Here is a 24,257-nt window from a genome sequence, read left to right on the forward strand (position 1 = left end):
AGATGCTGCGAGGGCCAACGCCATGCCATCCACCGTGCAGCAACGCTTTCAACCGCAGCAGATGGTCATTCTGGCTCACGCCGGTTACCAGCTCTATAGCGAAGTCGTGCAAACCGTGCCCTCGCGGCCGCTGTGTTGGGTGCGTCCCATGGCGCTGGCCGTTTTACCAGCCCACGACGAGCTGCCGCCGGCCGAGGTCCCAAGCGCAGCAACCCTGTACGATTTGCGCCAAACGACAGATTTGATTTTGCCGGCAACGCTGTTTCGGGGCGCGCTCGATACGGAAGTGCTGCCGCTCATGAGCCGCTTGGCAGCGCTAGAGTCACCCTCGCCAGGCGATGGCCGCGCCCGATTGCAGCTGCGGGCATTCATCGAGCAAGTTTGGCGCGCGTACCGGCATTCGTTTCCCCCCGCCTAGCGGCTGGCAACCAGCCGAATCCGCCCGGCATCCATCTCGGCCATCAGCAGCTCCAGCGCTTCGCGATCGCCATCCGGGACCTGGCCCAGGCGCGTGAGTTCGGCGTTGATTTTCCGCTCAAGCTCGGGGGTGAGCTTGCGCGCAGCGATCGCTTGCTCCACCAGCTGGCGGATGGCCGGTACGGCAGTCACGAGGGTACCTCCTTGAGCCCACAGTCCCGTCTGCGAGTCAGGACAATGGCTGCATCGTTCGGGATTAACCCATGACGTTACCACCTCCCGAATGGGCCTCGGATCTATCTCGGGGAGCAGATTGGGCTGCCGCCTCCAGCCGCTGCGTGTCAGCCCCACCGCCGTTGAGCTACTGTAAAAAACGGTCGCGATAGCAGCAGAGCACGCTTCGGTTATGCCGGTTGCGATTGAAGAGTTGGTAACGGCCGAGATTGACAAGCCCGGCCGCTACCTAGGTAACGAACGGGGTGCCCAACACAAGCCTTGGGAACAAGCCAGCGTGCGCTGGGTGCTGACCTATCCCGAGCTGTACGAAGTGGGTGCCTCCAATCTGGGGCACGTCATTCTCTACAACGTGCTCAACGCGCAACCGCGCCACCTCTGCGATCGCGCCTACCTGCCCGCCCCCGATCTGGCCCAAAAGCTGCGCGATACCCAAACGCCGCTGTTTGCGCTGGAATCGCGCCGGCCCGTGATGGAGTTTGATGTCATGGGCTTTAGCCTCAGCTACGAGCTAGGGGCCACCAACATCCTCGAGATGCTCGACCTGGCTGGGGTGCCGCTAACCTGGCAGGAGCGGGCGGCCGGCGATTGGCCGCTAGTCTTTGCTGGCGGTCAGACGGCGACGTCCAATCCCGAGCCCTACACGGATTTCTTCGATTTCATCACCATCGGCGATGGCGAAGAGCTGTTGCCCGAGATTGGCTTTGTCATCGAGGACGGCAAAGCCGCCGGCCTGACCCGCGAGGAGCTACTGCTGGATCTGGCCCAAGTACCGGGGGTGTACGTGCCCCAGTTCTACGAGCGGGGCGCCGATGGCGCCGTTCGGCCCCGGCGCTCGGATGTGCCCGAGCGCATCGTGCGGCGCGTTGCCACGCCCATGCCCGAGTACTCCATCGGGCTAGTGCCTTATGTCGAGACCGTGCACGATCGCCTCAGCGTCGAAATTCGGCGCGGGTGCACCCGCGGCTGCCGCTTCTGCCAGCCCGGCATGCTGACCCGACCGGCCAAGGACGTCGAGCCCCAGAAAGTAGCTGATACCATCGAGCGCGGCATGCGCGAGACCGGCTACAACGAGTTCTCGCTGCTGTCGCTGAGCTGCTCCGACTACCTCTCGCTGCCGGCCCTGGGCACCGAGGTCAAAAACCGCCTCAAAGACGACAACATCTCGCTATCGCTGCCCAGCCAGCGCGTGGATCGCTTTGACGACAGCATTGCCAATGTGGTTGGGGGGATGCGCCAAACTGGCCTGACGTTTGCCCCTGAAGCCGGCACCCAGCGCCTGCGCGATGTCATTAATAAAGGCCTCAGCAACGAGGACCTGCTGCGCGGCATCAAAACCGCTTATGAGCGCGGCTGGAATCAGGTCAAGCTCTACTTCATGATCGGCTTGCCGGGCGAGACGGATGCTGATGTCATCGGCATTGCCGACACGATTCGCTGGCTCAAGCGCGAGTGTCGGGCCCCCGGGCGCAAGCCCATGGCCTTTAACGTTACCATCTCCAACTTTACGCCCAAACCCCACACGCCCTTCCAGTGGCACACCGTGGCAACCGGGGAATTCCAGCGCAAGCAGGCGCTGCTGCGCGAGGAGCTGGGGCGCATCAAGGGGGTCAAGGCCAACTTTACCGACGTGCGCCTCTCGGCCATGGAAAACTTCATCGGGCGCGGCGACCGGCGCTTGAATGCCGTCGTCCGTCAGGCTTGGGAGCTGGGCGCCGGCATGGACGCCTGGTGGGAGAACCTGGACGCAGCCTTTGGCGCCTGGGAGCGCGCGATCGCCGAGGCCGGCCTGGACTGGCAGTACCGCCAGATCGAGCAGGGCGAATGGAACGTTATGGCCGGTTCCAGCTCGCAGCAGGCCCTCGATGCGCCCCTGCCGTGGGATCACATCCACACCGGCATTGATAAAGACTGGCTCAAAGCAGAGCTGCAGCGCGCGCTCGAGGCGACCACTGTCCCCGACTGCTCCTACGCAGGTTGCTCGCACTGCGGCGTCTGCGGCATCGACTTCGGTCACAACGTGGTTGCCGAGCCGCCGCCCATCCCCGAGTTTCAAGGCCACTTCCAGCCGGATCGGACGCGCGCGCAGCGGTTGCGGGTGCGCTTTGGCAAGCATGGCGAGATGGCCCTCATCGGCCACCTCGACCTGGCGCGCCTGTTCGATCGCGCCGTCCGCCGCGCGGCCCTGCTGATCGCCTTTACGGGCGGCTACCACCCCACGCCGCGCATCGCAATTGCCAATGCCCTACCGCTGGGCGCCACCGGCAGCGGCGAGATCGTCGATTTCGATCTCACCCGGCGCCTGGATCCCGAGACCTTCCGCCAGCAGCTCGCCGAGCAACTCCCGAGCGAAATCCCGCTCTACAGTGCCACCGAGACCGAGCTGCAGGGCTCGGCAGCCAGCTCGCTCGAGCGGGCCGAGTACCGCGTGACGGTCGAAGTCGCCGAACCGAGCTCGCCCGAGCAGTGGCGCGCTTGGATTGAGAGCGTTTTGGCTAGCGATGCCGTTTGGTGGCAGCGCCAAACCAAATTCGGCAAGGTGCAAACGGTAAACCTGCGCGAGCGCCTCGATGAGCTCGAGCTCCAATCGGCCAGCCGGGCCGAAACCGGCGCCGCCATCCTGCGCTATGTCGGTAGCTGCCGCAATGATGGAACGCTGCTGCGGCCCGAGCACCTCGTCGAAATGCTCGAGCGACAATCGGGGCAAACCCTTTATCTACGCCACGCCCACCGAGAGCAGCTCATGCTGGCTGCCGAGCGCACGCCTGCCCCCGCGCGCTAGGGCGGCGCTGTTTGCGCCCGTTTGCAGCTGCGGGCGTGGCATGGGTATGGGCCAAATTGCGCCAATTTGCAGATTGTTGGCGTATTTTGCCAGTTACCCTCGTGCGGCCCGCTCAGCTCGGTTGCGGTTGCTTACAATGGAGGAAGCGGAGACACATGTTTCCGTTCACTCCTCACACCACACGCCGCCCGAACAGCGTTCGGGCGGTTTCCTATTGGGCCCCCTGAAGCAGCTGGTGGACCGGTACGCCGCCTGCTCAAGCCGACCTGTGGTAGAATAACTGAAAATAACGATAAATATATCTGGGCATGGCAGCAACTGCGGAAGTCACGGATACGACGTTTCAAAACGAAGTTCTAGAGAGCGAAGTTCCAGTTCTGGTTGATTTTTGGGCTCCCTGGTGCGGTCCTTGCCGCATGGTTGCCCCGGTAGTCGATGAAATTGCCGAGCAATACCAAGGGCAGATCAAAGTCGTCAAGATCAACACGGACGACAATCCCAACGTGGCCAGCCAGTACGGGATTCGCAGCATTCCCACCCTGATGATCTTTAAGGACGGCGAACGCGTCGATATGGTCGTTGGCGCCGTTCCCAAAACCACGCTTGCCAATACGCTAGAGAAGTATCTCTAGAGCGCGAGGGCGCAAGCTCAATGCGTTCCGGTCGGCCGGCTGCGCTGGCGGTGCCTGCCCGGCAGGAGCGGGGCGCTAACCGTTTGACTTCGCTCGGATCTGGCATTGCAATTGCTACCGGACGATCTAGGCCGTTGGGCCGAGCAGCTCTCGCAGGCCAAAAACGGCAAGTGGATCCGGCGAGCTCTGGAAGTCCTCGTCCGCCTTGCCGGTACGGACGTCGACCGCCTGGATTGGAAGATTCTGACAGCGGCGCTTGAGGACTTGGAGCAGGGTTTCCAAGTCTTTGCGCCGTACCGCCACATCCGTAAGGTCAGCTTTTTTGGTTCGGCCCGGCTGTCACCGCAGACCGCTGAGTACCGGCTGGCAGCCGAGCTAGCCCGCTTGCTGAGCCAGCACGGCTTCATGACCATCACCGGCGCAGGCGGCGGCATCATGCAAGCGGGCAACGAAGGGGCCGGACGGGCCAACTCCTTCGGGCTCAATATTCAGCTGCCGTTCGAGCAAGGCGCCAACGCCTGCATTGAGGGAGATAGCAAGCTCATCGACTTCAAGTATTTTTTTACCCGCAAGCTATTTTTCATGCGGGAGAGCGATGCGATCGTTTTTTTCCCGGGCGGGTTTGGAACCCAGGATGAAGCCTTTGAGTGCTTGACGCTCTGCCAAACCGGCAAAGGGGGACCGGTCCCCATCGTATTGATCGACAAACCGGGCGGCACCTACTGGCAAGCGTGGAACGACTACCTCCGCCAGCATCTAATTGCCAACCAACTGATTGGCCCCCACGACACGGATATTTTTACCGTAGTCGATAGCGCCGAGCGCGCCTGCAAGGCCATCCAAGACTTCTACCGCGTCTATCACTCCTCGCGCTACGTTGGCGAAACGTTGGTCATTCGCCTCAACCAGCCGCTGAGCGATCGCGATACCGACAAACTCAATGCCGAGTTCAGCGACATTTTGGTCGACGGCAAGATTGCCAAAAGCAATGCCTTGCCCCAAGAAGCGCGCGATGCCACCGCGTCGCTACCGCGCCTGACCCTGCACTTCAACCAACGAGATCTGGGCCGCCTGTACGGCTTGATTCGCGAGCTCAATCGCTTGGGAGCTGCCACTGCCAGCGCTAGCCATCCCGAGCGCAAATAAGGAACGCTCGCTCCAGATGGCCGCCCGCTGGCGGCCGTTTGACTGGCTTGACTGTAAAATAATAAGCAAGCCAAGCTAGCATAGCTCGGCCTGCTAACTAAGGTTAACAACGATATGAGTACCAACACGCCCAATCCGTCCAATCCAGCCGGTTCGAGCAACGAGCCAACCGGAGCGAGCGGCAGCACGCCATCCAGTCAACCCAACTCCGAGCTGGAAGCCGCCGTCGACCGGGTGCTCGAGCGCAAAGTCACGCCCATGCTGGAGGACGATCGGCTAAACCGCAAAACCGATCACCTGCGGGGGCAAGTGGGTTGGCTCATGGGCATTACGATTGCCTCAGTGCTGATCCTGGGCGGTGCCTTGGCTTGGTCGGTCAACCGGTTGCAAACGCAACAAGCGCGATTGGCCGATAGCGTCGCTAGTGGCGAAGAGGCGGGCGGCCAGGTTCAGCAACTCAGAGAACAACTCCAAACCAATCAAGAACGCCTCCAGGCGATGCGAGAGCGCCTGCAAGAAATCGGCAGCGGCGTTAACAGCAACGAATCGGCGCTCAATCGCATTGCCGACTCGCTGCGCGGCATTGCCGAACAGGGCTCTTCGGGCTCCGAGTCACCTTCTGCGGAACCGTCTCCTTCCGAGACTGAGGGGTCGCAAACCGATGGCAGCTCGCAACAAAGCAACGGCACCAACGGGGGCGGCAACAGCACCGAGTAGGGTCAAAAGCGCGCTGCCGGACCCACCCTCGGGGGCAGCGCGCTTGGATCTAAGCCAGGATCCAGTTAACTAGCGTTCGGACGGGGATGCCGGTTGCACCGGCGTTGTTGACCCCGTCTTCTTTATCGATTAGGGCCGTGCCGGCAATATCGATGTGGGCCCAGGGGGTTTGCTCGACAAACTGCTGCAGAAACAGGGCTGCCGTGATGGACCCTGCCGGGCGCGATCCGGCATTTTTCATATCGGCGATGGGGGATTTGAGCAGCTCGAAGTATTTGGACTCGAGCGGCATTTGCCAGAGCTGTTCCCCACTGCGCTCGGCGCCTTGCTTGAGCTCGTCCGCCAGCCACTCCTCGGGGCTCCACAAACCGGCAATGCGGTTGCCGAGCGCGATCAGGCAGGCCCCAGTCAGGGTCGCCACATCCACCATGGCGTCCAAGCCTAACTTTTCGGTAAAGACCAAGGCATCGGCTAGGGTGAGCCGCCCTTCCGCGTCCGTGTTGTTGACCTCAATGGTTTTGCCGTTGGAGGCTTTGAGAATGTCGCCCGGCCGCATGGCGCGGCCGCTGATCATGTTCTCGGTGACGGCGCTAATGAAATGGACTTCAACGTCCGGCTTGAGCTGAGCGATCGCCTTGGCCGTGCCGAAGGTGGCAGCTGCCCCGCCCATGTCCATCTTCATGGTCTCGATGCCGCTACCGGTGGGCTTGAGGTTGAGCCCACCCGAATCGAAAGTCAAGCCCTTGCCAATGACCGCCAAGCGGCGCCGCGGCGTCCCTTCCGGCCGGTAGGTCAAATGGATGAATTTGGGCGGCAGGTCCGAGGCTTGAGCGACGCCCAGAAAAGCGCCCATCCCGCGCTTTTCGCACTCGTCGCGCTCCAGAATCTCGATCTCGAGCCCGTAGTCGGTTGCTAGCGACTCTGCCAGCTCGGCCAGGGTCACCGGCGTAACGGTATTGGCCGGGGCGGATACCAGCTCGCGCGCCAAAATCGTGCCCGAGCAAACCTTCTCGCCTCGGGCGATGGCTGCTTCTTGGCCGCCTAGACCCAGCAGCTCGACTGTCTCGAGCTTGAGCTGGCTGTCCTCGGGTTCGGATTTGAAGCGGTTATCTTGATGCAGCGCCAAGATCGTGCCTTCAACGATCGCCTGCGCCGTCGCTGCGGCATCGCCATGGGCGACAGGCAGGCTCACCGCTAACGTCCGGCAGCGCTCTTGTTTGGCCGAGCGCGCTACGCTCGCCGCAGCGACCCGAACGGTATCTTGAGTTAGCTCCTCGGCCGGGCCCAGCCCCACCAGCACGATTTTGCGAATGGGGCTGCCACCGCCCACCCGCGTCACGGCGGTACTGCCCGATTTGCCGGCAAACTCCGTTTCGTCGATCAGCTCTTTTAGCACGCCGGCCAGCTTGTCGTTGAGCTCGGCCAGCTCGCCGGTGAGCTCGACGCTCCCCTCGCACAGCCCGATTGCCAGTGCATCGCCCGTCCACGCCAGCGGTGCTGTCTGGGTGGCTTTGAACTGTACCCCCAGGCTGGTCGTGTCGGTAACGGTCATGGCAGTCGCCTGCATGGTGCCTCCTTGCTGCGCGTGCGCTCCTGAGACCAGTGTATTGCGGCCGCTGCCCCGGACGCGCCTGCCCGGGTGCAGCGCTACCATCGAGTAATGTTGACTGCCAAGGGGCCATGCGCTGGGCACGCAAACGCCGTTTCTCCCATCGCCTGAGGTGGCGCTTGGCGGGCGCGATCCTGCTGGTGGCAACGGCCTGGCTGGTGCAGCTCCCGTTTGGCGGCGATCGCCAACAACCGGCCGAGCGCGACTCGCCCGTCCTGGCGCTGGTATCGCAATCGCCGCAGCAGCGGGCCAGCCAGCTGCAAGCCATTGCCCGCCAGGGCAGCGAGCGCGCGCGGTTGCGCGCGCGCTCGCTGCTGGCAGCGGATGCGATCGCGCAAAACCAAGGCGAGCGCGCCCTGAAGTGGCTGGATGGCCTCGCCGAGCGCTACTCGTTATTGGCGCCCCAAATTGCCTTTGATCGGGCGCATGCCTACCTGCTGGCTGGCGAGCTCGAGCGCAGCCGCGATCAGCTGCGCCAGTTGCTCGAGCGTTATCCCGAGGCGCCCGTTGCCGCGCGCGCGCTGGATTGGTTGGGCTGGCAGGATCCCCGCTACTGGCAGCGCGGCGTCACCCAGTTCCCGAGCCATCCCAGCAGCGTGGAGATGGCGCGCCAGCTGCTGGATTCGGAGTCAGAGCAAGTAGCGGATCCGGCCCCCTTGTGGCTCGCAATCGCCCGATTTGCTCCCCAACCCGAGCGCGCCAGCGAAGCGCGCGACCGGCTCATGGCGCTCGCGCCCGAGGGCCTGGACTCCCAAGATTGGGCCGCGATCGCGGCCGGCTATTGGGACGAGCGCGCCTACGGCAAAGCGGCCCGCGCCTACGCGCGCGCCGCCGAGATCCCAGCCCATCTCTACCGGCGCGGGCGCGGCTACCAGCTCAGCAACCAGCGGATTTCGGCGGCCGAGGCCTACGAGCGCCTGCTGCGCGAGTTTCCCCAAGCCCCTGAGGCCGGATCGGCCCTGCTGCGCCTGGCGGAGATGGCCGATCGCGGGCAGGCCCTGCACTACTTCAACCGGGCCATCCACAACTTTCCCGACAAGGCCCCGCAGGCGCGAGCGACCAAAGCCCAACTGCTGGCGTCGGTGAGCCGGCACTCGGCGCAATACCACCGCGAGCGCTTGCTAGCCGAGCACCCGCACTCGGAGCCGGCCGCCCAGTACCGCTGGCACCTCGCCCAGCAGCAAGCCGAGGCCGGCCACCTCGAAGCCGCCATGCAGCAGGCTGCCGTGATCGCGCGTGACAATGCCGACAGCTCGCTGGCGCCCCGCGCCGCTTTCTGGCGGGGCAAATGGGCAGCGCAGCTCGGGCAGGACGGCACTGCCCGCGAGGCCTTCCAACGCGTGCTGCGCGCCCACACCGCCTCCTACTATGCCTGGCGCTCGGCCAGCCTGTTGGGCCGCAAGGTGGGTGACTTTCGCCAGCTGCGCAGTGCCGAGCGCTCGGTGCAGCGCCCCCAGCAGCGACCAGGCTTGCCAGCGGGATCCGATGCAGTGGAAGAGCTCTACCGCCTGGGCCAGGACGAGCGCGCCTGGGCAGCTTGGCGCGTTGCTAACGGCAGCGCGAGCGAGCTGACCGTGCGCGAGCAATTCACCGAGGGCCTGCTGCGCATTGCACGCGGGGACTACCTCCAAGGCCTCAACCGAATCTGGACGCTCCAGCAGCGCGACGGCAAGCAGGCCCACCAGCAATGGCAGGCCCTGCGGCAGCAACCCAAGTACTGGCACGCGCTGTTCCCGTTGCCCTATTACGAGGCGATTGCGCAACAGGCCCAGCAGTACCGCCTCGACCCGCTGCTGGTGACGGCCATCATCCGCCGGGAGTCGCGCTTCGAGCCCGACATGGGCTCCTCAGCTGGAGCCATCGGTCTCATGCAGCTCATTCCCAGCACGGCATCGCGAGCCGCCGAGCGCTTGGGCTTGAGCGATTACGATCTGCGCGATCCCCAAGACAGCCTCCGACTGGGGAGTTGGTACTTGGCCCGCCTGCATGGGCGCTACGAGGGCAATGCCCTGTTGATGGTGGCCAGCTACAACGCTGGGGTCGGCAACGTCAACGACTGGCTCGAGCAGCGCGATCCCAACGACCCGGATGCCTTTGTGGCCCAAATTCCGTTTGATGAGACCCGAAACTACGTCAAGGCGGTCTTTGGCAATTACTGGAACTACCTGCGCCTGTACGATCCCAGCATGCGCGAGGTAGCCGGTTCGCCGCCTTGAGCGAGGCGCCGGGCAGCCAAACCGCTGGATACAATGGGCGGCAGCTTCTAAAGGCAGGGTCCGATGCCGCCTCAACCAGAACTCGAACCCCAAGCCGAGCGCGACAGCCATCTCGATGTTGTCCCGGAAGACACCGAGATGTCGCTATTCGAGCACCTGGAAGAGCTGCGGCGGCGCATTTTTTATGCCCTCATCGCCGTCGCCATCGGCATTGTGGGGTGCTTTCTGGGGGTCGATCCCATCGTTGAGCTGCTGGAGCAGCCTGCCCAGGGCGTCAAGTTCCTCCAGCTCGCGCCGGGCGAGTATTTTTTCGTCTCGCTCAAAGTTGCTGGCTACAGCGGCTTGCTGGTGGCAACGCCTTTTATTATTTATCAGGTTTTACTGTTCGTCCTGCCCGGGCTAACGCGGCGCGAGCGGCGCTTGGTGGGGCCAGTGGTGTTGGGCTCGACGGTCTTGTTTGCGGCCGGTCTGGCGTTTTCCTACTTTGCCCTGGTACCGGCGGCGCTCAACTTTTTCATTAGCTACGGGGAAGGCATTGTCGAGCAGCAGTGGTCGATTGACAAGTACTTTCGCTTCGTTCTGCTGCTGATGTTTAGCACGGGATTGGCCTTCCAGATCCCTATCATTCAAACGCTACTGGGGCTGTTGGGCATCGCCGGCTCGCGGCAGATGCTGTCCGGGTGGCGCTATGTGGTCTTTGGGGCTGTGGTATTGGGGGCCATCTTGACCCCTTCCACAGATCCGCTGACGCAATCGCTGCTGGCAGGCGCCGTTTTGGGCCTCTACTTTAGCGGCATTGGCTTGGTGAAAGCGCTGGAACGCTAGCTGGGGGAATCTGGCTCGACGAGCCATTCTGAGGCCCGCTCTCCCAGCTCAATGGGGATGCTGACGGCCCGACCGACGCGCGGCCGCCGGCGCGTTTGCCGGATGGCCTCGCGGACCTGGGCAGTGGCCCCCATGCCGTCGAGGTAGCGCGCTAGCTCGGCTAGGTGCGCGCGGTACTCGGTCTCGTCGAGCGGAAACGAGGCCTGTTCCAGATAGCGCCACATGATTTGGACGAAGATGCGCGCCGGCGTGCGCCGCAGCCGGATGTCGTAGGAGCGCCCCCACTTATCGAGCAGCAATTGCTGGAGCTCCTGCCCGGTCACGATCGCATCCTCCTAGCTAGCGGAACGTTACAATCGCTCGCGTGCGGGTCCATCCTGCGCTTTCAGCCATCCCAGCGCCAGCGGGCAGCCCCTGTCTGCAATAATACAAATCCAGCGAGTCCGTCCCCGGGCCGCTATCGGCCAGGCTGCTTGCCCGAGCTGGGCGATCCCGAGCAGCTAGCGTGACGCAGCCAAGCTCAAGCACAAAACCATGGCTCAAGCATCCGATTCCGCTAACGCGCCTAACATGGGCCGCCGCCAGTTTATGAACGTTATGGCGTTCGGCACGGTAACGGGCGTTGCCCTAGGCGCGCTCTATCCCGTGGTTCGCTATTTCATTCCGCCCTCGGCTGGCGGCGAAGGCGAGGGCGTCGTTGCCAAAGACAAGCTGGGCAAACCAATTGATGCCGGCAACGTAGCGGCCGAACACGATCCCGGCGATCGCGTCCTCACCCAAGGCATTGATGGCGATCCCACCTACGTCATGATCACCGAAGACGAGAGCATCGCTAGCTACGGCCTCAATGCTGTCTGCACGCACCTGGGCTGCATCGTGCCCTGGGACGGCAGCCAAAACAAATTCGTCTGCCCCTGCCACGGGTCGCAGTACGACGCCACCGGTAAAGTCGTGCGCGGCCCGGCCCCCAAGTCGCTGGCCCTGGTCAATACCGAGGTCACTGAAGGCAACCAAATCGTTTATACGCCCTGGGAAGAGACGGACTTTCGCACGGGCCAAGCCCCCTGGTGGACCTAGGGACCGCCGGCAGGCGGTTTCGAGTAGCGCGCACGGGACGATCCGATGAGAGCAGTAGTTTTTCCCATGGCCAAAGTTGCGCTGGTGGCGCTCGCTGCCGCCGCAGTGTGGGTCGCCGGCGCCGGCCTAACCCCGCAACCGGCAGCTGCTTATCCGTTCTGGGCCCAGCAGACTGCCCCCGAGACGCCGCGCGAGGATACAGGGCGAATCGTCTGTGCCAACTGCCACTTGGCCCAGAAGGAAGCCGAGGTTGCCGTCCCCCAGTCGGTAACGCCGGATTCAGTGTTCAAAGCCGTCGTCGAGATCCCCTACGACACTGAGCTGCAGCAGGTCATGGCCGACGGCTCGCGCGGCGAGCTCAACGTTGGCGCGGTGCTGATGCTGCCCGAGGGCTTTGAAATTGCGCCGGAGGAGCGCATCCCCGAAGCCATGCAAGAGGAAGTGGGCGACGTCTTCTTCCAGCCCTACAGCGCGGACAAGCCCAACATTGTCTTGGTCGGGCCGCTGTCGGGCAAAGAGCACCAGGAGATCGCCTTCCCGGTGCTCTCGCCCGATCCCGAGGCCAGCGAAGACCGCTACTACGGCAAATTCCCCGTTTATCTTGGGGCCAATCGCGGGCGCGGCCAGCTCTATCCTGATGGGAGCCGCAGCAATAACGCCGTCCAGAAGGCCTCGGCTAGCGGCACGATCGCCGCGATCGCCGAGCGCGAGGCGGGCGGTTACGAGGTCACCATCCAACCGCAAGCGGGCGAGCCCACCACCGATACCATCCCCGCCGGTCCCGAGCCCATCGTGACCGAGGGCGATGCGGTGGAAGCCGGCGATGCCCTCACTGAAGATCCCAACGTGGGCGGTTTCGGTCAGGAAGAAACCGAGATCGTGCTGCAGGACCCCACCCGCATCAAGTGGCTGATGGGCTTTCTGGGCCTGATTGCTCTCGCCCAGATCTTTTTGATCCTCAAAAAGCGGCAGGTCGAGCGCATGCAAGCTGCCGAGATGGACCTTTAGCGACCCTTGCGAGCTAGCTCGGGCGGGGCAGGCCGCCTGCCCCAGCGCGATCTCCAGGCCCACCAGCAGCAGCGCGCAACCGCCCAGCCCCCATCCGGTTGGGATCTCGCCCAAAAGGAGCGCTCCCAGCAGCGTAGCCCCGACTGGCTCGAGCAAGGTCACCAACGTCACGGTCATTGGCGGCAACCAGCGCAGCGCCCAGTTGAAACTGGTGTGGCCCAGCAGCTGCGACCCGAGCGCCAGCAGCAGGATGCAACCGTAAACCACTGGCGGATGGGGCCAGTAGCCCATCCCCAAAACCGGCGGTAGCGGCGCCAGCACGATGGCAGCCGTGGCATAGGCCACCGTGGCGTAGCTGCGCGTGTCCAACCCGGCCCCTCGGGCAGCCCGGCCCAGGGCAAAATAGGTTCCGGCTGCCATGGCCCCAACCAGCGCCAGCCCATCGCCTAGCAGCGAGTGACGGGTCGCGCCTCCGTAGGCAGTATCCCCCCAAGCAATGAGGCCGCAGCCGGCGGTAGCTAGCAGCGTGCCCGCTGGCCCCATACCAGCTGGGCGGCCAGCGCGACCCACAGCGGGTGGGTCGTCACCAGCGCCGTGGAAGCGGCAATGGAGGTGAGCGCTAGCGAGGCGATCCAGCTGACAAAGTGCAGCGCCAGGGCCAAGCCGGCTGCCACCGCGTAGCGCCAGCCGCGGGCGGCCAGCGCTGGCAGGGGGAGGCTCAATGGCAGCAGCAGTACGGTCGCGACTTGCAAGCGCGCCGCCGCCAGGAATGCGCTCAGCGCCCATACCTCACCGGTGGCGGCTGCCAAGGCCCACCGGATCCAAATGGCAGAGGCCGATATACCCGCAACCCCCAACCCCAGAACCAGGCCCAGCTGCCAGCGCGGTGGCTTTACCATGGCGATCGCTGAAGATAGCCGCCGCCAGCGATGGCAACCGAGCTGCCGCCGCTCACCACCGAGACCATCTGGGCAATTCTCAACGACGAGCTGGCCGATGGCACGGTCAATCGGCTGGCTTGGGCTTGCTTGGGCTATCGCTACGATGCGGCAGCCCAGCAGTGGGACAGTAGCGGCGCCCACCCCGACTGGCAAGCGGCGTACCCGCAACCGCCGGACTTTATCGCCAGCCGTCGCGCCACCGTTAAGCTCACGCGCTCGATTCCCAAGCCCGACAAGCAGCTGCTGAAGGAACGACTGGGCTTTAAGGGCTACAAGATCGGCGAGTTCGGCCCGCGCGAGACCCGCCGCGCCACGGCTGCCAATTGGCTGCTACATTACATGCGGCAGACCGGCAGGCTGGCGTGAGGTGACGCCTCCCACCCCTCAAGCGCGCGATCCCTACGCCTGGATCGAGCGCGCGCTGGCAACCCTCCATCGGGCCAACTGGTACCGCTCGGTAACGCCCATCCGCAGCCGGCCGGGCGCCGTCATCGAGCGCAACGGCCGCTCGCTGGTGAACTTGGGCAGCAACGATTATCTGGGGCTGGCCGGCGATCCGCGCCTTATTGAGGCAGCGGCGCAGGCAGCGCGCGAGCTGGGCACCGGTAGCACGGGCTCGCGCTTGCTCAGCGGCCATCGCGCGCTCCATCGCGAGCTCGAGACGGCCCTTGCAACCCTCAAAGGCACTGACGATGCCTTGGTTTTTAGCTCGGGATACTTGGCCAATTTGGGGACGATTGCGGCCTTGGTGGGCCCGCGCGACCTGGTCCTAGGCGATCGCTACAATCACGCCAGCCTCAAAACTGGGGCTGCCGCCAGCGGCGCTTGCACCCGCGAGTACGCCCACTGCGACCTGGGGGATCTGCAAGCGCAGCTAGCACGCGAGCGCCCGCACTACCGCCACTGCCTCATTGCCACGGATAGTGCCTTCAGCATGGACGGCGATCTGTGCCCGCTGCCGCAACTGCTGGATTTGGCCGAATCGGCCGGGTGCATGGTGTTGGTCGATGAAGCCCACGCCACTGGCGTTCTGGGGGCAACTGGGGCAGGCTGCGTCGAGGCCTGGGGCTGCGGCCATCGCCCCATGGTGCAAGTGGGAACGCTCAGCAAGGCCCTGGGCAGCCTGGGGGGCTATGTCGCCGGCTCGGCCGCCCTCATCGACTACCTGCGCAACCGTACCCCGAGCTGGATCTACACCACCGGCCTATCGCCAGCCGATGCGGCAGCAGCCCGGGAAGCGCTACGGCTGGTGCGCGAGGAACCGCAGCGCCGCGAGTGGCTTTGGGCGAATGCCGATGCGCTCAAGCAGCAGCTCTCAGGGCATGCCCTGCTGCCCTCGCAAACGCCCATCGTTTGCCTGCAAGCGGCGAGCCCGGCCCGGGCCCTAACGCTGGCGCAGCAGCTCGAGGCGGCCGGCGTCTTTGCACCGGCGGTGCGCCCGCCCACTGTGCCCACCAGCCGCATTCGCTTCTCGGTGATGGCAACCCACCAGCGCGAACACCTACAGCGCGCGGCCGCCGCGCTCGAGGCCGAGGCAAGCAGCTAGGCTCCCCGGGCAGCCAGATCGGCAGGCGCGTTGCAGTTCCAAAGTGCTTGGGGATCGCTTACGGTCAGCGTCCCGACGGGTTGCTGCGCCAGCCAGTCTTGCAGCGAGCGCTGCCCGGAACGCAGGTGAGCGCGTAGCGAGGGCAGGCAATCGCGCTTATAAAAGCCGCACAGCGGCTCCCACCGAGCGGAACGGAACGGTAGCTGCGCCACTGTCCCGTCTGCCTCCTTCGGTAGCTGGGCCATCCAATGCTGGAGCTCAGCCGCGTTGATGCCTGCCAGATCGCAAGCCAGCACGAGCGCCCACTGGGTCTCAGTTCGCTCGAGGCCCGCAACGAGCCCTGCGAGCGGGCCCTGCCCCCGATCGCGCTCGCAGCAGAAGGTGCACTCGGTTGGCGCTCGGTGGCGGTAGCGCGCTGGCCGGGGCGTCACGATCCGAACCGGTGCCGCCCCCGCCGCGATCGCCGCCTGGCAAACGCGCGCCAGTAGCGGTATCCCGCCCAAGGTGACAAGAGCTTTGTCGCGCCCCATGCGAGAGTTCTGGCCGCCAGCCAGCACGATTGCCGTCACCGCCGGGGCCGTCACGACTCCGCCGCCCACTCATCCGAGTCCGGCTCGGGCGAACCGGCCAGGTGCGGGCGCTGGGGTGACTGCCTGAAGCGAATGGCTGTCACGCCCAAGTTGGGGGCCGAGGCCGCGATTTTGTGGCGCCGCAACCACAGGGCATGGCGCGCGTGGGCATCGGGACAGGTAACGACCAACTCCGTCCCGCGCAAGCTCAGCTGGCAGTGTGCCAGCAGGTTGCGGAAGGGCCAACGCTGGCGTTGCAGAAAGAGCGCGATCGCGCGTTGGGCGAAGGGTTGGGCGGACATGACCTGGATCCGAATCGGGCTAGCTCGTTCGGAAGTGCTGGGATCTCAGCAAGTTATTGCAATCGGCTAGCAACAAGTTTGAACTTTCATGACGCCACTCCTGCAGGAGACTGCCTGCCTCCGTGCTGACGGGCGTGCTATCGACAATTGCTACACTGCGGGTTAGTTTTTGCCATGCTGGCCTCTAGGATATTCCGGTCGACCGCGGTCTGCCAGCCAGCTAGCGGCTCGGCCGATGGGGCCGCCTTGTTGGCCCCAACCTAGGGTGAAGGTGTGAGGAAGGCTGTGACTGCCAAAAAGATCGCCCAGAAGCGACAGCGGCAAACGCGCTCGTCCAAACCTACCCCCAACAAGCGCAAGCCTGCCTCCCTCTGGAAGCGCCGGTTTTGGGTGGGAACGGGCCTGTTGGGCGTTGCCGCCCTATCTGCCATGGGCGGTGCCCTGCTGGCACTCTCGCTCTCGGCGCAGCCGCTACGCCCGGCGCAGCTAGCGCAGCGGGCCGAGCGCATTGCGTTTGACGAGCGCGATCCGGTTGATACCCCAAGCTTGCAGCTGCCGGGGCTAACGCGTCCCATCAACGTTCTGATTCTGGGAACCAAAGCCGATACGCCCATTGCCAAACGCTCGCCGGAGCGCAGCAATGAATTTGGCGGCAACACGGACACCATCCTGCTGGCGCGCTTTGAGCCAGGCTCGGACGAACTGACGCTACTGTCGGTACCGCGCGATACGCGCACCCGCATTGAAGGACTGGGAACAGCCAAAATCAACGCGGCCAATGCCGAAGGCGGTGCAGCGCTAGCAGCCCGCGAGGTGCGCGATTTGCTTGGGGGTGTGGCCATCGATCGCTACGTGCGCCTCAACCTGCAGGGCGTCGAGACTTTGGTCGATGCGCTGGGTGGAGTTACGGTCTATGTCCCCAAAGACATGCACTACACCGACCGCAGCCAGGACCTGCGCATCGATCTGGAACAGGGCAAGCAGCATCTGGATGGCGATAAAGCTTTGCAGTTCCTGCGATTCCGCCACGATGGCAAAGGCGACATCGGCCGGATCCAGCGCCAGCAGATCCTGCTGCGCGCCATCCTCGACAAGGCCCTAAATCCGACCACCTTGGTGCGGGCGCCCCAGATCGTCTCGGCCGTCCGCGCGCACGTGGATACCAACCTGAGCGTTGAGGAGATGATTGCGCTTGCCGGTTTTGCCACCAAGACCGACACCAGCGACGTGCAGATGGTCATGCTGCCCGGCCGCGTTGGTTCGGGGACGGTTCAGAGCGATTCGGGCGAGACCTCAATCAGCTATTGGATCCCGGACGAGTCGAAAATTCCAGCCCTAATGGCCCGCTACTTCGATGCCCCACGGGCCGCCTCCAGCGAGGAGGAGGCTCCCGAGCCGGCTAACGTGCGCGTGGCCATCCAAAACGGGGCGGAGCAAGCCCAAGCCGCGATCGCGCTCAAGCGCGCGCTGCAGCGGCAGGGCTACCGCCAGAGCTATCTCGACGATGGCTGGGACCGCGTACCGTCCCGAACGCGCATCCTGGTCCAGCAGGGCAACGAACGGGCCGCCCGAGCCGTTCGCGAGTCCCTAGGGATGGGAACGGTGCGCGTCCAGAGCACGGGACCGCTCAACGCTGATATCACCGTGCGCATGGGTCAAGACTGGCTGCAGCGGCAGCGCGTGCTGCCCTCGGCACCTGAGGCTAGCGATGCCAGTGCGCCAGCAACCAGTCCCGCAACAGCGGGTTAACCCGCTCAGGGACTTCATCGTGGGGACAGTGGCCCAACCCGGGCAGCGGGACAAAGCGCTCTACGGTGGACCAGTCGGCGGCCTGGCGGCCCAGCTCAACCGGTTCCCAGGGATCGGCAGTGCCCCACAGCACCAGCGCCGGGCAGGCGAGCTCGGGCAGCAGCTCCTCCGGTAGTGGTCCCCCGGAATAATTGACAAAGGCAATAAAGACCTCGGCAGCTCCCGGATCGCGGGCCGGCTCGAGCAGCAGCGCCACTAGCTCGTCCGTTACGGCCTCGGCCTGCGGGTAAGCCTGCTGCAAGATGCGGCGGACGGTTCCAGGCCGGGCGAGGCGGCGAAAAAACGCCCGACCGATGGGGCCGACGCTCAGCAACTGTTGCGCCAGCGGCGCGCTCCAGCGCCGGTACCAGGGCAGGTTGCCGCGCTTGCACTCGTGCAGCCGCCGCAGCGAAAAGTTGATGGCCGCCACTCCCAATACCCGCTCCGGATGAGTTACAGCAGCCTGCATGGCCGCAATGCAGCCAATGGAGTTACCCACCAAAAACGCGGGCTCGCTCACGACCTCGCGGCAAAAATCGGCCACCTGCTGGCCCCAAGTCTCGAAGGTGTAGCTAACTGTAGGACTAGGTGGTGGCTTGGCGGATGCCCCAAAGCCGAGCAAATCGATGGCGTAGCACCGGCAGTCGCGCCCGAGCTCGGCGAGGTTGTGGCGCCAGTGACCCGAGCAGGCCCCAAAGCCGTGGACCAGGACCGCTGGCGGCCCGCGATCGCCGCAGGCGCGGTACGCAATGCGGTGGCCGCGCCACTGCCACGCGCTAACCGGCGGCATGGCCGTCACAACAGCCGAATCATCCATAGGGGAGGCTGCCAGCGTGGGATACTGCCATCTTAGGCTAAGGCCCAGTCCCCCGCCGGCTGCTACCGACCATGACCCCACCCCATCGCGCTGCCCCCGCGCTCCCGGCTTTTATGGCCCACGAAGGGGGTGGTGCCGGGGCCACGGCCCCCCTGAGGGTCCTGCCCGTTCCCTACGAGGCCACCACCACCTACCGCCCGGGCTGCCGGGGCGGCCCCGAAGCCTTGCTGGCTGCCTCCGACGAGCTGGAGGCCTACGACCTGGAACTCGAGCGCGAGGTGAGCTGGGAGTTGGGCATTCACACTTGCGCCCCCGTGGCCGATACCCGCGCCACTGCCATGGCACCGGCGGACGCCATGCCCGCGATCCGCGAGGCTGGGGCCCAGCTTGCTGCAACGGTGGCCTTTGGGGTAACCGTTGGCGGCGAGCACAGCGTGACTGCGGGGTTGCTGCAGGGGTACCGCCAGTACTGGCGCGAGCCGTTTACGGTGGTGCAAATTGACGCCCACGCTGACTTGCGCGATCGCTACGAAGGCTCGCCCCACAACCATGCCTGCGTCATGCGGCGGGTTCAGGAGCTGGGCTTGCCCATCCTGCCCGTGGGCATCCGCAGCCTCTGCCGCGAGGAGGCCCAGCGGATCGCCCGGCAGCAGCTGCCGGTAGTCTGGGCGCGCGATGCGGCGGCCGGAACGGGCTGGATCGAGCGCGCGCTCGCCAGCATCGAGACCGAGCGGGTGTTTATCACCATCGACCTCGACGGGCTCGACCCGGGGCTGATGCCGGGGGTGGGGACGCCGGAACCGGGCGGTTTGGCCTGGTACCCGCTGCTGCACTTTCTGCGGCGCACCTTCGAGCGCCACACGGTCATCGGCAGCGACATCATGGAACTCGCCCCAGTGGCCGATTCAGTGGTTTCGCAGTTTAGTGCGGCCAAGCTAGCCTACAAGCTGCTGGGCTACGGCGCCTGGCAGCGGGGCTGGTAGGGGCCCCCGCCGGTGCAATTTCGTTCCGAGAGCGCGCACCGAGCTGCTATGTTATTTGGGGGTTAGCGACACGCGGGCGTGGCGGCGATCGGGGATGAGTTACCGGCGCATTTTGCTCAAGCTTAGCGGCGAAGCCCTAATGGGCGAGCGCAGCTACGGCACCGATCCGGAGGTGGTGGCCAACATCGCCCGCGAAATTGCCGATGTCCTGGCCACTGGGGTGCAGCTTGCGGTGGTGGTGGGCGGTGGCAACATCTTTCGCGGGCTCAAGGGGGCTGCCGGCGGCATGGACCGGGCGACGGCGGACTACATCGGCATGATCGCCACGGTCATGAATGCCCTAACGTTGCAGGACGCACTCGAGCGCATCGAGGTGCCCTCGCGCGTGCAGACCGCCATCACCATGCAGCAGGTGGCCGAGCCCTACATCCGCCGGCGTGCCATCCGGCACTTGGAAAAAGGGCGTGCCGTCATCTTTGGCGCTGGATCGGGCAATCCGTTTTTCTCCACCGATACCACGGCGGCCCTGCGGGCCGCCGAGATTGACGCGGAAGCCATTTTTAAAGCCACCCAGGTAGATGGCATCTACGATTGCGACCCGCACCACAACCCGCAAGCGCAGCGCTACCAGCACTTGTCGTTCGGGCGCGTGCTCACCCAAGACCTGCGCGTGATGGATGGCACCGCCGTCGCGCTGTGCAAAGAAAACGACATTCCAATCCTGGTTTTCGATCTCTCGGTGCGCGGCAACATCGTCCGCGCCATCCAAGGCGAATCGATCGGCACCATCGTGGGAGGTAGCGAATGAATCTCGACGACGTCCGAGACCGAATGCAAAAGGCCATCGACGCGACGCAGCGCGATTTCAATACGCTGCGCACTGGGCGTGCCAATCCCGCCCTGCTCGATCGCGTCACGGTGGAGTACTACGGCGTCGAAACGCCGCTCAAGTCGCTGGCCAACGTCAGCACCCCCGATGCCACGACGATCACCATCCAGCCGTTCGATAAAAACAGCATCGCCCAAATCGAAAAGGCCATCGCCATGTCCGATATTGGGCTAACGCCCAACAACGATGGCAACGTCATTCGGCTCAACATCCCGCCGCTGACCAGCGAGCGGCGCCAGGAGCTGGTCAAAGTCGCCGGCAAAATTGCCGAAGAAGGCCGGGTCTCGGTGCGCAACATCCGCCGCGATGCCATTGATGCCATCCGCAAGCAGCAAAAGAACGGCGAGCTCTCCGAGGACGAGTCCCAAGACCTGCAGGAGCAGGTGCAGAAGCTGACGGACCAGAGCGTGGGCAAAATCGACGAGCTGCTCAAAGCCAAAGAGGACGACATCACCACCGTTTGAGCGCTGCCCGACCCCCCGCCAGTGCTGCGCGTGCGAGCTGGCGGCGAGACTGGCGTTTATGTCGCAGACTGCTTCCGCCCCTGCCCGATCCGGCCGCGATCGCGTGCTGGCGGTCGATGACTCGCCCGACAGCCGGCTGCTGGTGCAGAGCATTTTGGAGGCCGAAGGCTACGCCGTGTCGCTGGCCGAGAGCGGCTGGCAAGCGCTAGCCAGCGTCGAGCGAGCGCCGCCCTCGCTGCTGCTGCTGGATGTCATGATGCCCGAGCTCGACGGGTTCGAGGTTACCCGGCGCATTCGGGCCAACCCCAATTTGCCGTTTGTGCCCATTTTGCTGGTGACCGCCTACGATCGACCCAATGCCGCCCAAGGCCTGGATAGCGGCGCCGACGACTTTTTGCGCAAGCCGCTCGATGTCGATGAGTTGCTGGCGCGGGTGCGCTCGCTGCTGCGCCTCAAGCACAGCGTGGACGAGCGCGACGAAATCGCCCGCCAGCGCGCCGACTTTGTCTCGCGCCTGACCCACGATCTGCGCACGCCGCTGGTGGCGGCGGACCGGATGCTGTCGCTGTTCCAGCAGGGGGCCTTTGGCGAGCTCAACGAGTCCATGCGCGAGGCCGTTGACACCATGGCCAGCAGCAACCGCAGCATGCTCGATATGGTCAATACGTTGCTGGAGGTCTACCGCCACGAAGCCGGGCGCAAAACCTACGACTTTACCCGCGTGGACCTGCGCGCCCTGCTGGGTGAGGTGCTGCAGGAGCTGGAGCCGCTGGCGCGCGAGCGCGGGCTCGCACTCCACCGCGAGCTGGACGCGGGTGAGGCTGCCATCGTGAGTGCCGATCGCGTCGAGCTGCGCCGGGTGCTGGCCAACTTGGTCGACAACGCCATCAAATTCACCGATGCCGGCTGGGTGGCGGTGCGCTTGCAGTCGCTGCCGTACGGGAAGGACGGCCGGCCCTGGCTGGCAGTTGAGGTGGCAGACACCGGCCGCGGCATCTCGCCCCAGGAGCAGCAGACGCTGTTCGAGCGCTTTCGCCAGGGGCAGCACGGCCAAGCCGGCAGCGGGCTGGGACTGCACCTGTCCCAGCGCATTGCCCAGCAGCACGGCGGCACGATCACCTTGCGCTCGCAGGTGGGCGAGGGAAGCACCTTTACGCTCAAGCTGCCGGCCCAGCCGCAATCCAACGCGCGTTCCTAATGGCGGCAACAGCGATCCCGGATTGGGTAGCGCAGCAGCGCCAGTTTTTCGCCAGCGGGCAAACGCGGCCGCTGGCGTTCCGTCAGGCCCAGTTGCAACAGCTGCGCCAGGCGATCGCCGCGCGCGAGGCAGCCTTCACCCAGGCGCTGTGGCAGGACTGCCGGCGCCCCCCGCTAGAGACGGTCGCGGGCGAGGTGAGCTACTGCCTGCAAGAGATCGACTGCGCGCGCAAGCACCTGCGGCGCTGGGCCCGCCCGCAGCCGGCGCCCACGCCGCTGCCGCTGCTGCCGGCGCGCTCCTACACCGTCAGCGAGCCACTGGGCGTGGTGGCCATCGTCAGCCCTTGGAACTATCCGGTACAGCTGGCGCTGGTGCCGCTGATCGGCGCGATCGCGGCCGGCAACTGCGCCCTGGTCAAACCCTCTGAGGTGGCTCCCCACGCCGCGCGCGCGGTGAGCGAGCTGATCGCTGCCACCTTCGATCCGGCCTTGGTGCGCGCGGTGGAAGGCGATAAGGAAACGACGCAGCAGCTGCTGGCCCAGCCGCTGGACCACATCTTTTTCACCGGGAGCGCCGCAATCGGGCGGGAGGTGATGCGTGCGGCCGCCGAGCGGCTGATCCCCGTGACCTTGGAGTTGGGGGGCAAAAGCCCCTGCTTGGTTGATCGCCAGATTCGGCTCAACGACGCCGCCCGGCGCATCGCCTGGGGCAAGTTCATCAATGCCGGCCAAACCTGCATTGCGCCCGACTACGTCCTGGCGCACCGGGCCATTGCCAGCGAGCTAATCGCAGCCATGCGGGATTGCCTGCGCACCTTCTACGGCGAAGACCCGGCCCAGAGCCCAGACTACGCGCGCATCATCAACGACCGGCACTTCGAGCGGCTGCGGGCGCTGATCGAGCCGGGCCAGGTCGCGGCGGGCGGCGAAACCGATCCCGACCAGCGCTACATCGCCCCCACCATCCTGGAGGGCGTTAGCTGGGATGACGCCGTCATGCAAGAGGAGATCTTTGGCCCCATTCTGCCGGTGCTGCGCTACGAAACCCTGGATGACGCCCTGGCGGCGATCGCGGCGCGGCCCAAACCGCTGGCGCTCTATGCCTTCTCGCAGGATGCCACCGTCCGGCGCCGCGTGCTGCAAGAAACCGCGGCAGGCAGCACTTGCTTTAACGACACCATCGTGCAGTTTCTGTCGCCGCATTTGCCCTTTGGCGGCGTGGGGGCCAGCGGCATGGGGAGCTATCACGGCCGGGCCAGCTTCGAGACGTTCTCGCACCGCCGCAGCGTGGTCCGCCGGCCGTTGTGGCCGGATATCAAGCTGCGCTATCCGCCCTACCGGGGCAAGCTCGGCGCCTTGCGGTGGCTGCTGCGTTGGGGCAGCTAGCTAGGCGCGTTCGCAAAGTAGGCAGAGCGGCCTACAGTGGGCCGCATGAGCGAATTTGACCTATCCGATGGGAGTGGAACTGCTCCCAGCCACTGATGCCCTAGCCGAATACCGGACGACCGACCCACGACCACCGCCGCATTCTCAATGGCATCTTCTGGATCCTGCGCACTGGGTCACCTTGGCGTGAGCTTCCCTGTTGCTACGGTCCCTGGCCCACAGTCGCCAACCGTTGGGGTCAAGCCGGCATCTGGGAGTCATGGCAACGGAATTGCAGCAACTGGCCCACAATGTCTGTCAAGGCGGAAAGTCCGACGGCAGCATGCGCCAGCCGGCCCGCAGGACGTACAGAATGGCCTCGATCGCGGCTCGCAGGTTGGTTTTGCGAGGCCACCCCAACGCAACGGGGCATCGGCGGCGAAGTAGGCTGCGAGCATCGCCCACTGCGCGTCGCTCAGCCGCGTGGGATAGGCTGGGGTGGTAGCTTCCATGGTTTATCTTCCTTTGGCTTCGGTCGGACAGCCTACGCCATGGAAGCTCCCGGACTTTTAAAACACCCTCTTAAGGTATCTCGGCCCCGTATGGTAACTGTTCACCCTCAGCAGGATAAGGGTGTGGTTTTATATTTCCTGGAGCCGCTTCTTTTGTCGATTCAAATCCTGTATCACTTTTTGACACGGATTGGCGATCAGGTAAACTTGGATCGCCAAGC

Annotated in this window: 24 protein-coding genes and 2 pseudogenes; 18 read left to right on the top strand and 8 right to left on the bottom strand. The window is 64.9% G+C overall.

All coding sequences use genetic code 11. From position 1 onward, the window contains the following. The first annotated feature begins 22 nt into the window (after positions 1-22). Positions 23-418 (top strand): hypothetical protein, encoded by a 396-nt coding sequence (locus tag BRC58_02690; protein ID PSP18793.1) that lies wholly within the window; start codon positions 23-25, stop codon positions 416-418. Here the strand turns inward: BRC58_02690 and BRC58_02695 are convergent. Next, positions 415-609, bottom strand: coding sequence for a hypothetical protein (locus BRC58_02695; GenBank protein ID PSP18794.1), 195 nt, complete (start codon positions 607-609; stop codon positions 415-417). The two genes, BRC58_02690 and BRC58_02695, sit on opposite strands and share 4 nt — an antisense overlap. A gap of 214 nt (positions 610-823) precedes the next feature. Here BRC58_02695 and BRC58_02700 point away from each other — a divergent pair, with 214 nt between their 5' ends. From BRC58_02700 to BRC58_02715, 4 genes are all read left to right on the top strand, one after another. Further along, positions 824-3,433 (top strand): TIGR03960 family radical SAM protein, encoded by a 2,610-nt coding sequence (locus BRC58_02700; protein PSP18795.1) that lies wholly within the window; start codon positions 824-826, stop codon positions 3,431-3,433. A gap of 308 nt (positions 3,434-3,741) precedes the next feature. Continuing rightward, positions 3,742-4,065 (top strand): thiol reductase thioredoxin, encoded by a 324-nt coding sequence (locus BRC58_02705; GenBank protein ID PSP18796.1) that lies wholly within the window; start codon positions 3,742-3,744, stop codon positions 4,063-4,065. A gap of 99 nt (positions 4,066-4,164) precedes the next feature. Beyond that, positions 4,165-5,211, top strand: coding sequence for a TIGR00730 family Rossman fold protein (locus BRC58_02710; GenBank protein PSP18797.1), 1,047 nt, complete (start codon positions 4,165-4,167; stop codon positions 5,209-5,211). 114 nt (positions 5,212-5,325) lie between these two features. Next, the gene (locus tag BRC58_02715) at positions 5,326-5,928 is read left to right on the top strand and encodes a hypothetical protein (GenBank protein PSP18798.1); all 603 of its coding nucleotides are present in this window, start codon (positions 5,326-5,328) and stop codon (positions 5,926-5,928) included. A 49-nt stretch (positions 5,929-5,977) separates the two neighbouring features. Here the strand turns inward: BRC58_02715 and BRC58_02720 are convergent, their stop codons facing one another. Further along, a complete protein-coding gene (locus BRC58_02720; GenBank protein ID PSP18817.1) occupies positions 5,978-7,480 on the bottom strand; it encodes a leucyl aminopeptidase in 1,503 nt (500 codons plus the stop codon). Positions 7,481-7,608: 128 nt separating this feature from the next. Here BRC58_02720 and BRC58_02725 point away from each other — a divergent pair, with 128 nt between their 5' ends. After that, entirely contained in the window at positions 7,609-9,753 is a 2,145-nt protein-coding gene (locus tag BRC58_02725; GenBank protein PSP18799.1) for a tail length tape measure protein, read from the top strand. A gap of 63 nt (positions 9,754-9,816) precedes the next feature. Next, entirely contained in the window at positions 9,817-10,578 is a 762-nt protein-coding gene (gene tatC, locus BRC58_02730; protein PSP18800.1) for a twin-arginine translocase subunit TatC, read from the top strand. Here tatC and BRC58_02735 read toward each other — a convergent pair. Then, a complete protein-coding gene (locus BRC58_02735) occupies positions 10,575-10,901 on the bottom strand; it encodes a DUF3067 domain-containing protein (GenBank protein ID PSP18801.1) in 327 nt (108 codons plus the stop codon). The two genes, tatC and BRC58_02735, sit on opposite strands and share 4 nt — an antisense overlap. A 211-nt stretch (positions 10,902-11,112) precedes the next feature. Here BRC58_02735 and BRC58_02740 point away from each other — a divergent pair, with 211 nt between their 5' ends. Together BRC58_02740 and BRC58_02745 are read left to right on the top strand one after the other, a co-directional pair. Beyond that, positions 11,113-11,655, top strand: coding sequence for a cytochrome b6-f complex iron-sulfur subunit (locus BRC58_02740; protein PSP18802.1), 543 nt, complete (start codon positions 11,113-11,115; stop codon positions 11,653-11,655). 45 nt (positions 11,656-11,700) lie between these two features. Further along, positions 11,701-12,663 carry an apocytochrome f gene (locus tag BRC58_02745; GenBank protein PSP18803.1) on the top strand — a complete coding sequence of 321 codons (963 nt, stop codon included), beginning with the start codon at positions 11,701-11,703 and terminating at the stop codon, positions 12,661-12,663. 42 nt (positions 12,664-12,705) lie between these two features. On the opposite strand, the pseudogene BRC58_02750 reads toward BRC58_02745, so the two are convergent. Then, positions 12,706-13,562, bottom strand: a pseudogene (locus tag BRC58_02750) (hypothetical protein). A 30-nt stretch (positions 13,563-13,592) separates the two neighbouring features. Here BRC58_02750 and BRC58_02755 point away from each other — a divergent pair. Both BRC58_02755 and bioF read left to right on the top strand, forming a co-directional pair. Continuing rightward, on the top strand, positions 13,593-13,970 hold the full coding sequence (locus BRC58_02755; protein ID PSP18804.1) for a DUF1823 domain-containing protein: 378 nt from the start codon (positions 13,593-13,595) through the stop codon (positions 13,968-13,970). A gap of 1 nt (position 13,971) precedes the next feature. Beyond that, positions 13,972-15,150 (top strand): 8-amino-7-oxononanoate synthase, encoded by a 1,179-nt coding sequence (gene bioF / locus BRC58_02760; protein ID PSP18805.1) that lies wholly within the window; start codon positions 13,972-13,974, stop codon positions 15,148-15,150. On the opposite strand, the gene BRC58_02765 is transcribed toward bioF, so the two are convergent. Together BRC58_02765 and BRC58_02770 are read right to left on the bottom strand one after the other, a co-directional pair. Then, positions 15,147-15,680 carry a molybdenum cofactor guanylyltransferase gene (locus tag BRC58_02765; GenBank protein PSP18806.1) on the bottom strand — a complete coding sequence of 178 codons (534 nt, stop codon included), beginning with the start codon at positions 15,678-15,680 and terminating at the stop codon, positions 15,147-15,149. The two genes, bioF and BRC58_02765, sit on opposite strands and share 4 nt — an antisense overlap. A 50-nt stretch (positions 15,681-15,730) precedes the next feature. After that, complete coding sequence (locus BRC58_02770) at positions 15,731-16,021, bottom strand: hypothetical protein (GenBank protein ID PSP18807.1); 291 nt, start codon at positions 16,019-16,021, stop codon at positions 15,731-15,733. A gap of 285 nt (positions 16,022-16,306) precedes the next feature. On the opposite strand from BRC58_02770, the gene BRC58_02775 reads away from it, so the two are divergent. Beyond that, positions 16,307-17,770 carry a LytR family transcriptional regulator gene (locus BRC58_02775; GenBank protein PSP18808.1) on the top strand — a complete coding sequence of 488 codons (1,464 nt, stop codon included), beginning with the start codon at positions 16,307-16,309 and terminating at the stop codon, positions 17,768-17,770. Here BRC58_02775 and BRC58_02780 read toward each other — a convergent pair. After that, positions 17,724-18,626 carry an alpha/beta hydrolase gene (locus tag BRC58_02780; protein PSP18809.1) on the bottom strand — a complete coding sequence of 301 codons (903 nt, stop codon included), beginning with the start codon at positions 18,624-18,626 and terminating at the stop codon, positions 17,724-17,726. The genes BRC58_02775 and BRC58_02780 overlap by 47 nt on opposite strands. A gap of 113 nt (positions 18,627-18,739) precedes the next feature. Between BRC58_02780 and speB the strand changes: the two genes are divergently transcribed. From speB to BRC58_02810, 6 genes and pseudogenes are all read left to right on the top strand, one after another. Further along, complete coding sequence (gene speB / locus BRC58_02785) at positions 18,740-19,609, top strand: agmatinase (protein ID PSP18818.1); 870 nt, start codon at positions 18,740-18,742, stop codon at positions 19,607-19,609. A gap of 94 nt (positions 19,610-19,703) precedes the next feature. Beyond that, positions 19,704-20,417, top strand: a complete 714-nt coding sequence (locus tag BRC58_02790; GenBank protein ID PSP18810.1) for a UMP kinase — start codon at positions 19,704-19,706, stop codon at positions 20,415-20,417. After that, positions 20,414-20,962: a ribosome recycling factor gene (locus BRC58_02795; GenBank protein ID PSP18811.1), complete on the top strand. Its 549-nt coding sequence runs from the start codon at positions 20,414-20,416 to the stop codon at positions 20,960-20,962. The genes BRC58_02790 and BRC58_02795 overlap by 4 nt, the downstream gene beginning before the upstream one ends. 58 nt (positions 20,963-21,020) lie before the next feature. After that, positions 21,021-22,160 carry a hybrid sensor histidine kinase/response regulator gene (locus BRC58_02800; GenBank protein ID PSP18812.1) on the top strand — a complete coding sequence of 380 codons (1,140 nt, stop codon included), beginning with the start codon at positions 21,021-21,023 and terminating at the stop codon, positions 22,158-22,160. Continuing rightward, positions 22,160-23,545, top strand: a complete 1,386-nt coding sequence (locus BRC58_02805; GenBank protein PSP18813.1) for an aldehyde dehydrogenase family protein — start codon at positions 22,160-22,162, stop codon at positions 23,543-23,545. Before BRC58_02800 ends, BRC58_02805 begins: the two co-directional genes overlap by 1 nt. Before the next feature lie 140 nt (positions 23,546-23,685). Continuing rightward, positions 23,686-23,802: pseudogene (locus BRC58_02810) on the top strand (IS5/IS1182 family transposase). A gap of 40 nt (positions 23,803-23,842) precedes the next feature. Here the strand turns inward: BRC58_02810 and BRC58_02815 are convergent. Further along, the gene (locus tag BRC58_02815) at positions 23,843-24,067 is read right to left on the bottom strand and encodes a hypothetical protein (GenBank protein ID PSP18814.1); all 225 of its coding nucleotides are present in this window, start codon (positions 24,065-24,067) and stop codon (positions 23,843-23,845) included. Positions 24,068-24,257: the final 190 nt, after the last annotated feature.

It is taken from the genome of Cyanobacteria bacterium QS_8_64_29 (assembly GCA_003022125.1).
Lineage (GTDB): Bacteria > Cyanobacteriota > Cyanobacteriia > Cyanobacteriales > Rubidibacteraceae > QS-8-64-29.

What these genes read in the sequence shown, in the direction of transcription:
- BRC58_02800 (PSP18812.1), top strand. Translation starts at nt 21,021, where the DNA reads ATGTCGCAGACTGCTTCCGCCCCTGCCCGATCCGGCCGCGATCGCGTG.
- BRC58_02725 (PSP18799.1), top strand. Translation starts at nt 7,609, where the DNA reads ATGCGCTGGGCACGCAAACGCCGTTTCTCCCATCGCCTGAGGTGGCGC.
- BRC58_02780 (PSP18809.1), bottom strand. Translation starts at nt 18,626, where the DNA reads ATGGATGATTCGGCTGTTGTGACGGCCATGCCGCCGGTTAGCGCGTGG.
- BRC58_02715 (PSP18798.1), top strand. Translation starts at nt 5,326, where the DNA reads ATGAGTACCAACACGCCCAATCCGTCCAATCCAGCCGGTTCGAGCAAC.
- BRC58_02700 (PSP18795.1), top strand. Translation starts at nt 824, where the DNA reads ATGCCGGTTGCGATTGAAGAGTTGGTAACGGCCGAGATTGACAAGCCC.
- BRC58_02790 (PSP18810.1), top strand. Translation starts at nt 19,704, where the DNA reads ATGAGTTACCGGCGCATTTTGCTCAAGCTTAGCGGCGAAGCCCTAATG.
- BRC58_02755 (PSP18804.1), top strand. Translation starts at nt 13,593, where the DNA reads ATGGCAACCGAGCTGCCGCCGCTCACCACCGAGACCATCTGGGCAATT.
- BRC58_02805 (PSP18813.1), top strand. Translation starts at nt 22,160, where the DNA reads ATGGCGGCAACAGCGATCCCGGATTGGGTAGCGCAGCAGCGCCAGTTT.
- speB (PSP18818.1), top strand. Translation starts at nt 18,740, where the DNA reads ATGGCCCACGAAGGGGGTGGTGCCGGGGCCACGGCCCCCCTGAGGGTC.
- BRC58_02705 (PSP18796.1), top strand. Translation starts at nt 3,742, where the DNA reads ATGGCAGCAACTGCGGAAGTCACGGATACGACGTTTCAAAACGAAGTT.
- BRC58_02745 (PSP18803.1), top strand. Translation starts at nt 11,701, where the DNA reads ATGAGAGCAGTAGTTTTTCCCATGGCCAAAGTTGCGCTGGTGGCGCTC.
- BRC58_02765 (PSP18806.1), bottom strand. Translation starts at nt 15,680, where the DNA reads ATGGGGCGCGACAAAGCTCTTGTCACCTTGGGCGGGATACCGCTACTG.
- BRC58_02740 (PSP18802.1), top strand. Translation starts at nt 11,113, where the DNA reads ATGGCTCAAGCATCCGATTCCGCTAACGCGCCTAACATGGGCCGCCGC.
- BRC58_02690 (PSP18793.1), top strand. Translation starts at nt 23, where the DNA reads ATGCCATCCACCGTGCAGCAACGCTTTCAACCGCAGCAGATGGTCATT.
- BRC58_02770 (PSP18807.1), bottom strand. Translation starts at nt 16,021, where the DNA reads ATGTCCGCCCAACCCTTCGCCCAACGCGCGATCGCGCTCTTTCTGCAA.
- BRC58_02720 (PSP18817.1), bottom strand. Translation starts at nt 7,480, where the DNA reads ATGACCGTTACCGACACGACCAGCCTGGGGGTACAGTTCAAAGCCACC.
- BRC58_02795 (PSP18811.1), top strand. Translation starts at nt 20,414, where the DNA reads ATGAATCTCGACGACGTCCGAGACCGAATGCAAAAGGCCATCGACGCG.
- tatC (PSP18800.1), top strand. Translation starts at nt 9,817, where the DNA reads ATGCCGCCTCAACCAGAACTCGAACCCCAAGCCGAGCGCGACAGCCAT.